The organism is Streptomyces sp. DvalAA-43 (assembly GCF_900091725.1).
Taxonomy (GTDB): domain Bacteria; phylum Actinomycetota; class Actinomycetes; order Streptomycetales; family Streptomycetaceae; genus Streptomyces; species Streptomyces pulveraceus.
In genome coordinates this window covers 296,368-309,822 of the sequence record NZ_FMBW01000040.1, presented here as the reverse complement: position 1 = coordinate 309,822, position 13,455 = coordinate 296,368, and the positions used below count along the sequence as shown (strand labels likewise).

Here is a 13,455-nt window from a genome sequence, read left to right as displayed (position 1 = left end):
CGGCAATGGCCAAGGCGACGGACGGGGACACGGCTCCCGTCCCTCAGCGGCTGCTGGCCGCCGCCACCCGGCTCTTCGCCGAGCAGGGCTACGACCGCACCTCGGTCCAGGAGATCGTCGAGGCCGCAGGCGTCACCAAGGGCGCGCTCTACCACTACTTCGGCTCCAAGGAGGACCTCCTCCAAGAGGTCTACGCCCGGGTCCTCCGCCTCCAGCAGGAACGCCTCGACGCCTTCGCCGACGCCGACGCCCCCGTCGAACAGCGGCTGCGCGACGCCGCGGCGGACGTGGTCGTCACGACGATCGAGAACCTCGACGACGCCTCGATCTTCTTCCGCTCCATGCACCACCTGAGCCCGGAGAAGAACAAGCAGGTCCGGGTGGAGCGGCGCCGCTACCACGAGCGCTTCCGGGCCCTGGTGGAGGAGGGCCAGCGCAGCGGGGTGTTCTCCACGGCCACCCCGGCCGACCTGATCGTCGACTACCACTTCGGTTCGGTCCACCACCTGTCCACCTGGTACCGGCCCGACGGCCCGCTCAGCCAGCAGGAGGTCGCCGACCACCTGGCCGACCTGCTGCTGCGCGCGCTGCGCCCCTAGGCCGTGCCTGCCCTTCCTGAGGTTCCCGCCGGATCCGCCGTACCTCCGGTCAGCCGGTCGAGGAGGGCCTCCGCCGCCGGGTTGCGGGGCCGGGGCGCCCGGCCGGCGAGGACCACGGTGCGGCCGGGTTCCGGCTGGCGGATGCTCACGCACGGCAGCCCCGCGTCCTGACCGATCCGGCGCGGCACGATCGCCACGCCGATCCCGGCCCGTACGAGATCGACGAGCAGCCGGATCTGGGTGACGTCGCAGGTGATCCGGCGCTCCAGACCGCAGTGCGCGGCCAGCCTCCGCACCGCGGTCTCCAGGCCGGTGCCCGCGCGGAAGTCCACGAACGGCTCGTCGGCGAGATCCTTGAGCAGGGCGCTCCCGGCACTCGCCAGCCGATGGCCCGGCGCGGTGATCAGCACCAGGTCCTCGTGCCAGGTCGCGAACCCCACGATGCCGTCGGGGAGTTCGGCGGCGTCCGGTGCGAGATAGGCGAGGTCCAGCTCACCGGCCCGCAGCCCCGATACCAGCTCCGGCGTCGTCGCCTCGCGCAGCGAGATCTGCACCCCCGGCCACAACCGGTGGTACGAGGCCAGCTCGGCCGCCAGGTCCACGCAGGTCAGCGTCTGGATCGTGCCGACCCTGACCCGGCCGGTGACCAGCCCCGTCACGGCCGCCACCGCGTGCCGCGCCGCCTCCGTCCCGGCGAGCACCGACCGGGCCGACGGCAGCAGCGCCCGGCCCGCCTCGGTGAGGGCCACCCGCCGTCCGGTCCGGTCGAACAGCTCGGCGCCCAGCTCGCGTTCGAGGTTGCGCACGGAGGTGCTCAGCGCTGACTGCACGATCAACTCGGCACGGGCGGCGGCGGTGAAACCGCCGTGCGTGACCACTGCCATGAAGTGGCGGAGCTGGCGTAGTTCCATCCATCCACGCTATCGATCGCAGCCAGCTGAACCATCTGTTGGACCGATCACGGATGCGGGTCGAAGCTGGATGTATGACTCACATCCAGCCGTCCGCGCGTGTTCCCGCACTCTGGACGGCGGCCTACGGCCCGCACCACGCACCGGCCGTACGCTTCGCCGCCCGGTGCCTGCTGCGGGTGCGGGCCTTCGCCCGTGACCTGGCACTGGCCGATCACGTGGGATCCGGCGGCTACTGAGCGACGGACGGGCGGGGCCGAAACCGTTGGTGGCGCCGGAGCACACCCGGTTAGCATCCGACGATGCGGACGGCGGCCGAAGAAGAGTTCCACGAGGTCACGGGGAGGGCCACGACGGCCCGGCCCGACGGGCTCCCGGACGCACGGGACTGCTCACCGCAGGACCTGGGGCGGCTGATCCGGCAGGAGGACCCCGGGCTGTGCCATCTGGGCCTGGTCCTGCTCACCGAGCGCGTCACCCGGTGCCCCCCGTCCGACGACCGGGAGGTGGCCGAACTCGCCGGGCTGCTGCCCGCATCGCTGACGGGACTCCCGGAGCCGGATCTCCTCCTGGCCGGGCTCTACGAGCGACTCGGCCACCGTCTGAGGGGCCGCCCCCGGCCGCCGTGGCGCACGGCCCGGCAGCTGCCGACGGCCGTACGGATCGCCTGGCTGCGGGCCGATCTGCTCCACGATCCCGCCATGCTCCGCGAGGAGGAACCGGGCGAGCTCCTCTACCAGGCGGTGCGGGGGGCGGACATCACCGGAACGCACCGGCCGGCGCGGCTCGTGGACGAGTTGGTGGCCAGCGGCGATCCGGTGCTCCAGGCCGAGGCGGTACGGCTGGCCCGGCAGGGGCTGCACAGCGGACTGCTGGCCCCGGCGCTGGTCCGGGAGGACCTGATCGGGCTGCTGGGAGCCGACAGCGCCCGGGTCGTAGCCGGTGCGCTGGGCGAACTCGCCGAGCCGTGGGCGGCGACGGACCCGCTGCCGCCCGGCCTCCTCGTACGGTTCCTCTCGGGCGGTCCTGCCGTCTCTGCTCCGTCCGGTCCCGCCGCTTGTGATGTGCCCTCCGTTCCCGCCGTCCCGGTGCGGGAGTGGCCCGAGGTGGCCGACGCCGCCCTCGCGGCCGCCGCGCGCCACGGCCACCGGGACCTGCTGCGCGGGGCCGTCGAGGACCCCGGCCTCCCGCCGGGGCTTCGCAGGCGCGGGCTGGAACTCCTCGGTGATCTGGCGGACCGCGACGACATCGGCGCGCTGACGGCCGCCGCCGCGCGCGACCCCCTGCTGCTCGGCGGCCCGGCCGTGGCCTGCCTGCGCGGTCTCCACCGGCGCGGGCATTTCCCGGACGGCCCGGACGTCCCCGCCGTCATCGGCCTGGCCCTGTCCGACCACTCGATTCCGCCCCGCGACGTGGCGACGATCCTCTTCACCTCCCGCAGGGAGACGCTCCGGGTACTCGCCGACGCACCGGCCGACGATCCCGGCTGGCCACGACGGCTCGCCCTGCTGGTCGCCCTGGCCGGACAGGGGCCCGGCGACCTCCCGATCGGGGACGCGATCGCACGGCTGCTTCCTTCCGCCCCCGCACCCGGGCCGTTCCTCGAAGCGATCCGCGAACTGCGCCACGAGGACGCCGAAGAGGCCGTGATCGCCCTGCTGCCCTCGGCACCGGCCGAGGCCCTGGACACCCTGGAGGCGATCGGCGGCGAACGGACGGTACGGGCCCTGCGCGAAGGGCTGGGCCTCACCACCGGACCGGGCGCCACCACGGAGGGGACGGCGCCCCATCTGCGCGCCGTACGGCACCGCGCCCTCGAACTGCTCTGGCAGCTGAACCGCGATCCGGAGCAGCGCCGCGCCCTTCTCGTACGGCTCGACCCCGTCGACCTGCCGCCGCGCATCGCGGCCGACCTCGGCGGCCCGGACGAGCGGGAACTGGCCCTGCTCCGTTCCCATCTGGACCCGGACGAGCCGGTGGCGGCGCTGTGCCGGCTGGCGGCCCACGGCAACGCCGGCACCCTCCCGGCCATCGCCGATCTGCTGCTGCGCGTCGTGGCCGGGCAGGCCGCGCCGAGGGAGCCGGGCGCGGCCCCCCGGACGGGGGAGCACGGACAGCCGACCGGCGAACCCGTGGTGCCGCAGGAGGTCCTGGACGCCGTGGCCGCCCTGGGCCGCCGGCTCCACGCGCGGGGCGCGATACGGCCGGTCTGCCTGCTCGGCACCGGGGACGCCGGGGAGGCCGGGCACGCGCTGGTCGCGACCCTGGCACTGGATCTGCTGGACCGCCCGGGGCTGTCCGACGACGAGCAGGTGATCCTGCTCGAACTGCTGCTCAGGGCCCCCTGGGCGGGCACCCGTGCGCGGGTGCACCGGCTGCTGCGCCACCGGAACCGGCACGTACGCAAGCACGCCATCGCCCTGCTCGCCCGCGATGCCACGGGCGAGGACGCCCAGGCGCTGTCGGCGACGCTGATCACGCTGACCCGGGCGCAGGACGTCCAGACCGTCCGGCAGGCACTGCTGGCACTGGGCCATGCCCGCGCCCACTGGGCGAGTGCCGCGATCGCCGCATGCCTCGGCCATCCGAACATGAACATCAAGAAGACGGCCGCCGATGCGCTGGCCCGCGCGGGCACCCCGGCCGCGCTCCCCGCGCTCCTCCTCCGGCTCGGACAGGACGGCAACCCGGCTCTCCGCGAGAAGATCGGCACGGCCCTGCGCGCCGTCCTCGGCGACGCCTACGCGGCCACCCTCGTCGCCGCCGCCGAGCACAGCCGGGACGAGGACACCCGCATACGGCTGCTCCTGGGCCTCCACGGGGTCCTCGCCGCACGCTCGGTCCTGGCGCTGGACGAACAGGCGTCACCGGTGGCGGCCACCCTGCTCTCGCTGGTGGCTTCCGGCCTGGTCAAACCGGCCTCCGGCGACGTGGCCGATCTGGCGGTTCCCCTGGCCAGGCACGGGATCACCGCACGGGCCGCCGGAGAGCCGTCGTCGACGGCGGGCGAGGCGGACCGCGACATCGAGGCTCTGGTGGCCCGGGGGTGGAACCCCGAGGTCGCGCTGCGGGTCGTCGAACGGGACGAGCCGCTCGGCCCCGGCCGGGCGGAACAGCTGCGCCCGATGCTGGCCGACTGGCTCCGCCTCGCCGACACCGGTCCGGCGACCCGCGACAAGGCACTCCGCGACAAGGCACTCCGCGACAAGGTGCCCCGCGACACGGCATTCCGTCGCAAGGTGGTGCGGTTCGCGCTACGGATCTGCCCCGGGCCCCGGGACGACGCGGAGCTCACGGCATTCGCCCGGTCCGCCCCGCTCCTGCTGGACGCGCTCGGCGACGCCCGGGACAACGACCGGCACGATCTGATCGCCGTACTCGAAGCCGTCGCACCGTTGCTGACGGCCACCGCGCGACCGGCCGCCGTCGCGGCCGTACGGGCGCTGCGCCCCGCACCGGCCACGCCGAGCCGGTCCACGCTGACGCTGCTCCGCCGCCTCGGCGCGGTCCTGGTCCGCGCCGACCTCGACCGGGCCCTCGCGGGCGCCCGGCTCGGCGCCGACCCCTGGCGGGCCGAGACCGCCGTGCTCCGGGAGGCCTTCGCCGTGCCGGAGAACGCCGCCGCCCCCGTTTCCGCCGGGACCCGGGCCTGGCGGGCCGCGCTGGACGACACGGTCCGCGCACCGGGCACCTGGGAGGAGTTCCGCGCACGGGACGACGGATGGATATCGATGCCCTCGCGGGACCGGCTGGCCGCGCTGATCGAGGCCCACCGCGGCGCCGACCCCCGGGTCCGGCCCGCGCTGCTCGACCGGATGACGCTGCTCCAGCCCCTCGACGCGCCGCCCTGGACCGTCGCCGAGACCGCCCACGCGACGACGGCGCCACCACGGCAGGTACGCGACGACGATCTCGACCAGCCCCGTTCGGCGGCCCTGCGGGAGCGGCTGCTGACCATGCTGGGGTCGGCCGCCGAGGACCGCAGGCGGACCGCCGCCCCGGTGCTGGCGCGCTGGCCCGAACCGGAGACCCGGCAGGCGGTGCTGCGCGCGTACCTGCGCGGCCGGGTCGACCTGCGCGTCGACGCCGATCTGGCCCGCGCACTGGGCGCGTTCGACGAGGCGGAGCTGCGAGGCGACGGCATCCTGCGTGACAGGGTCGCGCTGGTGGCCGGTCGGCTCGACCCGGGGGCGCTGCGACGGCTGGTCCCTTTGCTGCTGGAGTGGTGGGAACACGCCTCTCCGGCCGTGGGCCCGGCGATCCGTGACGCGCTGCGCGCGTACCCCGCCGACGCGCTGGCCGGGGCCCTGGGCGACCGCCTCGACGCCGGAGCCTGGGGCTTCCTTGACCTGCTCGTCGGCCGCCCGCTCCTGCGTACCCCCGCGCTGACGCGGAGCTGCCGACGCCTGCGGGCGGAAGGGCACGACGGACTCGCGGACCGGCTCCTGCTCGTCGAGGGCCCGCTGCGCGGCCCGGACGCCGTACGGCAGGACGAGCGGGCGCTGGCAGCGCTCCGCGAGCGCGGGGCGGCCGTACCCGCCGGGACCGGGCACCGCCCGACCCGGCGGGACCTGCTGGAGCCGGCCAGGACCGGCACACCGGAGCAGATCTGCCGGGCACTCACGGAACTGGCCGGCGCACACACCGGCCCGGAACCGGATCGCGATCCACAACTCCGCGGCCTGCTGCGCGAGTTGCTCGCCCACCCCCGGGCCAAGGTCCGCCTGAGCGCCCACCGCACCTCACGCACGATGCTCGACCGCCGGACCCATCTGAGCCATACCGAACTCCTGCTGGACGACCCCCGGCCGGACGTGGTGCGCATGGCGGTCCACACGCTCTGCCGGGCGGGCTGGCAGCCCGCGATCCCCGCCGTGACCGGGCTGCTCGGGCACCCGCACGCCGTCGTGCGCGAGGCGGCCGCCGAGGGGCTCGTCACCCTGGCCGGGGTGGCGGTCCCCGCCCTCCGCAACGCCGCCGCCCACGCCCGCCCCGACCGGCGCTCCCGGTACACGGACGTACTGGACCGGATCAGGGCCGGTGAGGACAGGGCGTGTACCGGAGAAGGCTGATCCCCGGAACTCCCGGCCACCGGACCGTGGGGCGTCATCGGCAGGTCCAAAGCCCTCATGACGGCAGACCTGTTCGCGTCTCTCCCCGCGGAAAAGCACGGGCGCGCGTCGGCGGCAGGCGGGATCATGAGGCATGAGTCCGGATGACTGGCACCTCACCGAAGACCTCGACGACTTTCTCACTCGCGCCGGAGACTTCCTGCACTCGCGTCCCGCCCTCACACCGTCCCGCTGACGGTGACCGAGGCGCTGCGTACGCGTGGGGCGGACGCGTACGGCGTCGGCGCCCCCGTCTTCGGCCTGCTGGAGCGGGCGGGCGAGGTCCGCGCGGCCTTCTTCCGTACCCCGCCCCGCCGTCTGGCCCCGACCGCCCTCACCCCCGAAGAGGCCGACAGCCTCGCCGCCCGGCTGGCCGGCCTCGGCCACATCCTCCCCGGCGTCAACGCGGACCATGACACCGCCACCTCCTTCGCCGAGGCCTGGCGGCGGCACACGGGCGCGGTACCGACACCGCGCGAGCGGGAGCGCCTGTACCGCCTGGGCACCCTCACACCACCGGAGCCGTTCCCCGAGGGCCGGGGGCGAGTCGTGGGTGAGGAGGACCGTGAACGGCTCATGCTCTGGCATCGCGAGTTCGTCACCGACATCGGAGGAACCCCCGCCGCGGACAACAGCGCATGGGCGGACACACGCATCGCCCACGGACACGTCACGCTCTGGGAAACCCCGGACGGCGCCCCCGTCTCCATGGCGGGCAGGACCCCCGTGGTCGCGGGCCAGAGCCGGGTGACTCCTGTCTACACCCCGGCCCACCTGCGCGGGCGCGGCTACGCGGGCGCCGCGACAGTCGAGGTGAGCCGGGCCGCGCCGGCCGCGGGCGCGGCGGAGGTCCTGCTGTTCGCGGACCTCGCCAACCCCACCAGCAACGGCCTCTACCAGCGGATCGGGTACCGCCCGATGGCCGACTTCGCGGTGTACGACTTCGGTGCCGTGTCAGGCAACGTCCGTCCCCTCCACGACGGCGCGTAGGCGCCGGCCGTCGGTCGTCGGCGTGGGGGCCCGTCCGATGGGGTGGCCACGGATCATGCTTCCCGGGCGCGCCGCCGCGCCGAGCTCCTCCACAGGTACCGCACGTTCGCAGGAGCCGCCCGCCCACCGGTACCGCTCGTCTACAGGTACTGCTTGATCTCCCGCCGCGCCAGCGACCGCTGGTGCACCTCGTCCGGGCCGTCCGCCAGTCGCAACGTCCTTGCCGCCGCCCACAGTTCGGCCAGCGGGAAGTCCTGGCCGACGCCGCCCGCGCCGTGCAGCTGCACCGCCTGGTCGAGGATGCCGACCACCGCGCGCGGGGTGGCGATCTTGATGGACTGGATCTCCGTGTGCGCCCCCCGGTTGCCCACCGTGTCCATCAGCCACGCCGTCTTCAGCACCAGCAGCCGCAGTTGCTCCACCGTGACCCGGGCGTCCGCGATCCAGTTCTGCACGACGCCCTGCTGGGCGAGCGGCTTGCCGAAGGCCGTACGGGACACCGCCCGCCTGCACATCAGCTCGATCGCCCGCTCGGCCATGCCGATCAGCCGCATGCAGTGGTGGATCCGGCCCGGCCCCAGCCGTGCCTGGGCGATGGCGAAGCCGCCGCCCTCCTCGCCGATCAGATTCTCGGCCGGCACCCGCACATCGGTGAGCACCACCTCCGCGTGACCGCCGTGGTAGTGGTCCTCGTACCCGTACACCCGCATGGCGCGGCGCACTTCGAGGCCGGGGGTGTCGCGGGGGACCAGGATCATCGACTGCTGGCGGCGGATGTCCGTGCCGTCGGGGTCGGTCTTGCCCATCACGATGAAGACCTCGCAGTCCGGGTTCATCGCCCCGGAGATGTACCACTTGCGGCCGTTGATGACGTAGTCACCGCCGTCACGCACGATCCGCGTCTCGATGTTCGTCGCGTCCGACGAGGCCACGTCGGGTTCCGTCATCGCGAAGGCCGAGCGGATCGTACCGGCGAGCAGCGGCTCCAGCCACCGCTTCTTCTGCTCGTCGGTGCCGAACTGGTGCAGCACCTCCATGTTCCCGGTGTCCGGGGCCGCGCAGTTGAGTGCGGTCGGGGCCAACTGCGGGGAACGGCCGGTGATCTCGGCGAGCGGGGCGTACTGGAGGTTGGTCAGCCCGGCCCCGTACTCCGCATCGGGCAGGAAGAGATTCCACAGGCCCTGCCTGCGCGCCTCCGCCTTCAGGTCCTCGACGATCCCCGGGGTGTCCCACGGGGAGGCCAGCAGCGCGCGCTGCTCGTCCGCGATCCTCTCGGCCGGGTGGACGTGCTCGTCCATGAAGGCGAGCAGCTTGGCGCGCAGCTCCTCGGTGCGGGCGTCGAATGCGAAGTCCATGGGGGTGATCAGCCTTCCTGGAGGGTGGTGAGGCCGTGCTCGATGAAGACGGGGACGAGATCGCCGATGCGGTCGAAGCCGGCGCCGACGGTCTGGCCCAGGGTGTAGCGGTAGTGGATGCCCTCCAGGATCACGGCGAGCTTGAACCAGGCGAACGCCGTGTACCAGGAGAGGGCGGAGGTGTCCCGGCCCGAGCGGGCGGCGTAGCGCTCGATCAGTTCGGCGGGGGAGGGGTGGCCCGCAGCGCCGCTGGTGGTGGAGACCGGCGAATCGGCCAGGCCGAGGTCGGAGCTGTACATCACCAGCAGGCCGAGGTCGGTCAGCGGATCGCCGAGCGTCGACATCTCCCAGTCGAGGACGGCCTTGATCCGGTCGTCGGTGCCGATCAGGACGTTGTCCAGCCGGTAGTCGCCGTGCACCACGGTGGGCGCGGGCGAGACGGGCAGCTCCCGCCCGAGTGCGGCGTGCAGTGCGTCGATGCCGGGCAGTTCGCGGTTGCGCGACGCGTCCAGCTGCTTGCCCCAACGGCGCAGCTGCCGGTCGAGGAAGCCCTCGGGGTGCCCGAAGTCGCCGAGCCCGACGGCCGCCGGATCCACGGCGTGCAGGGCGACGAGGGTGTCGACGAGCCCGAGGACCGCCTCCCGGGTGCGCTCGGCGCCCAGCGGGGTGAGCTGTTCGGCGGTGCGGTACGGGGTGCCCTCGACGTACTCCATGACGTAGAAGGACGAGCCGATCACCGAGTCGTCCTCGCAGAGCAGCACCGGTTCGGGCACCGGAACGGCCGTCGGGTGCAGGGCGCTGATCACCCGGTGCTCGCGCCCCATGTCGTGCGCGGTGGCCAGCACATGGCCCAGCGGCGGCCTGCGGACCACCCAGCGGCCGGCGCCGTCCGTGACGATGTACGTCAGGTTCGACCGGCCGCCCTCGATCAGCCGGGCTTCGAGCGGTCCGCTCACCAGCCCCGGCCGCTCGCGGTCGAGGTGCCCGCGCAGCCGGTCGAGGTCAAGGCCTGGCGGGGGGACGGGGCTCATCGTGCGCACCTCCGGGGGTGACGTGAGAGACGGTCGGGAACCATCATGCCGACCAGTCGGTATGTCGTCCAGTACGTGTCCCGGATCCATCGGGTGGGCGCGGGGCCGGATTCTTCGGGCGGGCTCGGCCGGGGATCGCCCCGGACTCGCCTGTCGACCCGTCTGTCGAGTCGTCTGTCGAGTCACCTCGGACTCACCTTCGAGTTGGCCCGGAGTCTGGCATTCAGTCGTATCCCTGAATAGGGTTCACGTATGAATACAGAGCTGCTGATCGACGAAGTCCGGTTGACCCCGATCCTGATAGCCGACCCGCCCCTGCTCAACACCCAGGGCGTCCACCAGCCCTACACCCCCCGGCTGATCGTGGAGGTCGTCACCCGGGGTGGAGTCACCGGAATCGGCGAGACGTACGGGGACGGCAAGTACCTCGAACTCGCCCGGCAGCTCGCCACCGCACTCATCGGACGCCCGGTCAGCGATCTGAACGGCCTGTTCACCCTGGCCGACGAGGTGTGCGGTGATTCACGCGCGGCCGACGACCGGGTCGACGCGGGCGGACTGCGCGGCGTCCAGACCGCCGACAAGCTCCGGCTCTCCGTCGTCTCCGGCTTCGAGGTCGCCTGCCTGGACGCGCTGGGCAAGGCCCTCGGCCTCCCCGTGCACGCCCTGCTGGGCGGCAAGGTCCGCGACAGCGTCGAGTACAGCGCCTACCTCTTCTACCGTTGGGCCGCCCACCCCGAGGGTGGCGAGCAGGACGACTGGGACGCCGCTCTCGACCCGGCCGGCGTCGTCGCCCAGGCGCGCCGCTTCGCCCGCGCGTACGGCTTCTCCTCCTTCAAGCTCAAGGGCGGCGTCTTCGAGCCCGACCGGGAGATCGCCGCGATCCGCGCCCTGGCCGAGGAGTTCCCCGGACAGCCCCTGCGCCTGGACCCCAACGGGGCCTGGTCCGTCGAGACCTCGCTGTACGTCGCCGAGCAGCTGAAGGACGTACTCGAATACCTGGAGGACCCGGCGAGCGGCACGGACCTGATGGCCTCCGTCGCCGCGGGCACCGATGTGCCGCTGGCCACCAACATGTGCGTGACCACCCTCGCCGAGGTGCCGGAGGCCTTCGCCCGCGGCGCCGTGCAGGTCGTCCTCTCCGACCACCACTACTGGGGCGGACTGCACCGCACCCGTGAGCTGGCCGGGATCTGCCGCACCTTCGGTGTCGGGCTCTCCATGCACTCCAACACCCACCTCGGCATCAGCCTCGCCGCGATGACCCATGTGGCGGCCACCGTTCCCAACCTCGACTACGCCTGCGACAGCCACTACCCCTGGCAGACCGAGGACGTCATCACCGCCCGCCATGTCTTCGAGGACGGCCGGCTCGCCGTCTCCGACGCACCCGGGCTCGGTGTCGAACTCGACCGCGAGCGCCTGGCCGCGCTGCACCGGCGCTGGCTCGACGACGACGGCACCATGCGCGAGCGCGACGACGCGGCCGCGATGCGCAAGGCCGAGCCGGGGTGGGAGACGCCGACGATCCCGCGCTGGTGACGGGCCCGCCGCCCGGGACGCACCGGCCTGAGTTGCGGGGACCCGGACCCGCACAGATGGTCGGTGCATGAAGGCGATCAGTTACAGCGCGTACGGCGGGGCCGACGTCCTGGAGTACGGCGAGCGGCCCGACCCCAAGGTCGGCCCGGACACCGTCCTGGTGAAGGTGCGGGCGGCGGCCGTCAACCCGGTCGACTGGAAGGCCCGCGAGGGCTACCTCGACGCCGCCCTGGACGCCGTGTTCCCGGTGATCCCCGGCTGGGACGTGTCCGGAGTCGTCGTGCAGCCCGGCGCGGCCGTCGACGAGTTCGCGGTCGGGGACGAGGTCATCGGCTACGTACGGGAGGACTTCCTCAGCCGCGGCACCTTCGCCGAGTACGTCGCCGCACCCGTGCGCACCCTCGCCCGCAAGCCGCTGAGCCTGAGCTTCGAGGAGGCGGCGGGCCTCCCGCTGGCCGGTCTCACCGCCTACCAGGTCCTGCACCGCACCCTGAGGATCCGCGAGGGCGAGACGGTCCTCGTCCACGCGGCGGCCGGCGGGGTGGGCTCGTTCGCCGTCCAGCTCGCCCGGCACACCGGCGCCCGCGTCATCGGCACCGCGAGCGAGCACAACCACGACCATGTCCGGCAGCTCGGCGGGGAACCGGTGGCCTACGGGGACGGCCTCGCCGACCGGCTGCGGGCCCTGGCCCCGGACGGCTTCGACGCCGCGTTCGACACCGTCGGCGGGGAGGCGCTCCGGGTCTCCGCCGACGTGCTGAAGCCCGGGGGCCGCCTGGCCTCCATCGCGGACGGCGAGGTCCTCGCGTACGGCGGCCACTACGCCTATGTACGCCCGGACGCGACCGACCTCACCCGGCTGGCCGAACTGGCCGAGCAGGGCATCGTCTCGGTCCATGTGGAAGAGGTCTTCCCGCTGGAGCGGGCGGCGGACGCCTACCGGCTGAACGAGCAGGGGCGCACCCGCGGAAAGATCGTCGTCACCGTCCCGTGGGAGGTCCCGGACGTCCGGACGGATCTCTGACGCCCCGCAACCCGCCCTGATACCGGATCGGATCGGGGCGGCCCGGAAGGGCCCGCCCGACGACCCGGAGCCGCGCGAGCTGCTCGCGAACGGCACGGCGAACGGCTCGGTCCGAACAGCTCCGATCCGCTCGGTCCGAACAGCGCGGCACGGCTCAGAACAGCATGGCCGCGGCGCACACCGCGAGCGCGACCGTGCACGCCGCCGCGGTCAGCGCGCCGCGCGGAGACAGCGGCTGCGGCCGCGCGGTCCCCACCCCGAGCATCCGCAGATGCGCCACCCGCAGAAAGCCGAGCCAGGCCAGCGCGCTCAGCGACGCCGCCACGATCGCGGCCGGGCCCGCCCCGCCGTACAGCGCCTGCCGCACCGCCAGCAGCGCCACCACCGTGCACGACAGCGTCGTACGCCGCCAGGCCAGCCGGGTCCGCTCGGGCTGCAGCCCGGGGTCGCGCTCCGTGGTGGTCACCGGCCCTCCCAGCCGAAGAGGACCACCACCACCATCGCCACGGCGACGACCCCGACGGCCAGACCGAGCAGCGTCGGGAACCGCGAGACCGGCAGATCCTCGCCGCGCCGCATCGCCCGTTCGCACCGCACCCAGTGGTTGACCGCCCGCAGCGCGCACAGCACACCGGCCGCAAGCAGCGCGAGCGCCAGCCCGGCCCGGATGCCCCAGGCCAGCTCCGGCAGGAACTGGTCGACCGCGAAGCCGCCGCCGATCAGCGCCAGGGCCGTCCGGATCCAGGCGAGGAAGGTGCGCTCGTTGGCGAGCGAGAACCGGTAGTCGGGGGTGTCGCCCTCGTCGCGGATGCGCTGCGGCGCGAACCACAGCCGCAGGCTCTGTACGAATTCGTTCACGTGTGAACCTTATCTTCGGCTTCGCGGGTGACCG

The 13,455-nt window shown here is 73.7% G+C and carries 10 protein-coding genes and 1 pseudogene; 6 read left to right on the top strand and 5 right to left on the bottom strand.

The annotated features are described in order from the left end of the window. Positions 1 to 5: 5 nt before the first annotated feature. Entirely contained in the window at positions 6 to 599 is a 594-nt protein-coding gene (locus GA0115234_RS13995; RefSeq protein WP_093541408.1) for a TetR/AcrR family transcriptional regulator, read from the top strand. Here GA0115234_RS13995 and GA0115234_RS13990 read toward each other — a convergent pair. Next, positions 596 to 1,510: a LysR family transcriptional regulator gene (locus GA0115234_RS13990; RefSeq protein WP_093541406.1), complete on the bottom strand. Its 915-nt coding sequence runs from the start codon at positions 1,508 to 1,510 to the stop codon at positions 596 to 598. The genes GA0115234_RS13995 and GA0115234_RS13990 overlap by 4 nt on opposite strands. A 74-nt stretch (positions 1,511 to 1,584) precedes the next feature. Between GA0115234_RS13990 and GA0115234_RS42315 the strand changes: the two genes are divergently transcribed. From GA0115234_RS42315 to GA0115234_RS13980, 3 genes and pseudogenes are all read left to right on the top strand, one after another. Beyond that, positions 1,585 to 1,749, top strand: coding sequence for a hypothetical protein (locus tag GA0115234_RS42315; RefSeq protein ID WP_176729155.1), 165 nt, complete (start codon positions 1,585 to 1,587; stop codon positions 1,747 to 1,749). Positions 1,750 to 1,812: 63 nt separating this feature from the next. Then, positions 1,813 to 6,582: a HEAT repeat domain-containing protein gene (locus tag GA0115234_RS44125; protein ID WP_093541404.1), complete on the top strand. Its 4,770-nt coding sequence runs from the start codon at positions 1,813 to 1,815 to the stop codon at positions 6,580 to 6,582. A 133-nt stretch (positions 6,583 to 6,715) separates the two neighbouring features. Beyond that, positions 6,716 to 7,611: pseudogene (locus GA0115234_RS13980) on the top strand (GNAT family N-acetyltransferase). A gap of 140 nt (positions 7,612 to 7,751) precedes the next feature. Here the strand turns inward: GA0115234_RS13980 and GA0115234_RS13975 are convergent. Continuing rightward, positions 7,752 to 8,966 carry an acyl-CoA dehydrogenase family protein gene (locus tag GA0115234_RS13975; RefSeq protein ID WP_093541402.1) on the bottom strand — a complete coding sequence of 405 codons (1,215 nt, stop codon included), beginning with the start codon at positions 8,964 to 8,966 and terminating at the stop codon, positions 7,752 to 7,754. Between the two features lie 8 nt (positions 8,967 to 8,974). Then, on the bottom strand, positions 8,975 to 9,997 hold the full coding sequence (locus tag GA0115234_RS13970) for a phosphotransferase family protein (RefSeq protein ID WP_093541400.1): 1,023 nt from the start codon (positions 9,995 to 9,997) through the stop codon (positions 8,975 to 8,977). 252 nt (positions 9,998 to 10,249) lie between these two features. On the opposite strand from GA0115234_RS13970, the gene GA0115234_RS13965 reads away from it, so the two are divergent. Both GA0115234_RS13965 and GA0115234_RS13960 read left to right on the top strand, forming a co-directional pair. Continuing rightward, the gene (locus GA0115234_RS13965; RefSeq protein ID WP_093541398.1) at positions 10,250 to 11,539 is read left to right on the top strand and encodes a glucarate dehydratase family protein; all 1,290 of its coding nucleotides are present in this window, start codon (positions 10,250 to 10,252) and stop codon (positions 11,537 to 11,539) included. Between the two features lie 67 nt (positions 11,540 to 11,606). Then, on the top strand, positions 11,607 to 12,563 hold the full coding sequence (locus GA0115234_RS13960; protein ID WP_093541396.1) for an NADP-dependent oxidoreductase: 957 nt from the start codon (positions 11,607 to 11,609) through the stop codon (positions 12,561 to 12,563). 154 nt (positions 12,564 to 12,717) lie between these two features. Here the strand turns inward: GA0115234_RS13960 and GA0115234_RS13955 are convergent, their stop codons facing one another. Together GA0115234_RS13955 and GA0115234_RS13950 are read right to left on the bottom strand one after the other, a co-directional pair. Continuing rightward, positions 12,718 to 13,029: a DUF202 domain-containing protein gene (locus GA0115234_RS13955; RefSeq protein ID WP_093541394.1), complete on the bottom strand. Its 312-nt coding sequence runs from the start codon at positions 13,027 to 13,029 to the stop codon at positions 12,718 to 12,720. Then, the gene (locus GA0115234_RS13950; protein ID WP_093541392.1) at positions 13,026 to 13,421 is read right to left on the bottom strand and encodes a YidH family protein; all 396 of its coding nucleotides are present in this window, start codon (positions 13,419 to 13,421) and stop codon (positions 13,026 to 13,028) included. The genes GA0115234_RS13955 and GA0115234_RS13950 overlap by 4 nt, the downstream gene beginning before the upstream one ends. Between the last annotated feature and the right edge of the window lie 34 nt (positions 13,422 to 13,455).

Excerpts from the sequence above, each read along its gene's own strand:
- GA0115234_RS13990 (WP_093541406.1), bottom strand. The coding sequence starts at position 1,510 with ATGGAACTACGCCAGCTCCGCCACTTCATGGCAGTGGTCACGCACGGC.
- GA0115234_RS13965 (WP_093541398.1), top strand. The coding sequence starts at position 10,250 with ATGAATACAGAGCTGCTGATCGACGAAGTCCGGTTGACCCCGATCCTG.
- GA0115234_RS42315 (WP_176729155.1), top strand. The coding sequence starts at position 1,585 with ATGACTCACATCCAGCCGTCCGCGCGTGTTCCCGCACTCTGGACGGCG.
- GA0115234_RS13960 (WP_093541396.1), top strand. The coding sequence starts at position 11,607 with ATGAAGGCGATCAGTTACAGCGCGTACGGCGGGGCCGACGTCCTGGAG.
- GA0115234_RS13995 (WP_093541408.1), top strand. The coding sequence starts at position 6 with ATGGCCAAGGCGACGGACGGGGACACGGCTCCCGTCCCTCAGCGGCTG.
- GA0115234_RS44125 (WP_093541404.1), top strand. The coding sequence starts at position 1,813 with ATGCGGACGGCGGCCGAAGAAGAGTTCCACGAGGTCACGGGGAGGGCC.
- GA0115234_RS13970 (WP_093541400.1), bottom strand. The coding sequence starts at position 9,997 with ATGAGCCCCGTCCCCCCGCCAGGCCTTGACCTCGACCGGCTGCGCGGG.
- GA0115234_RS13975 (WP_093541402.1), bottom strand. The coding sequence starts at position 8,966 with ATGGACTTCGCATTCGACGCCCGCACCGAGGAGCTGCGCGCCAAGCTG.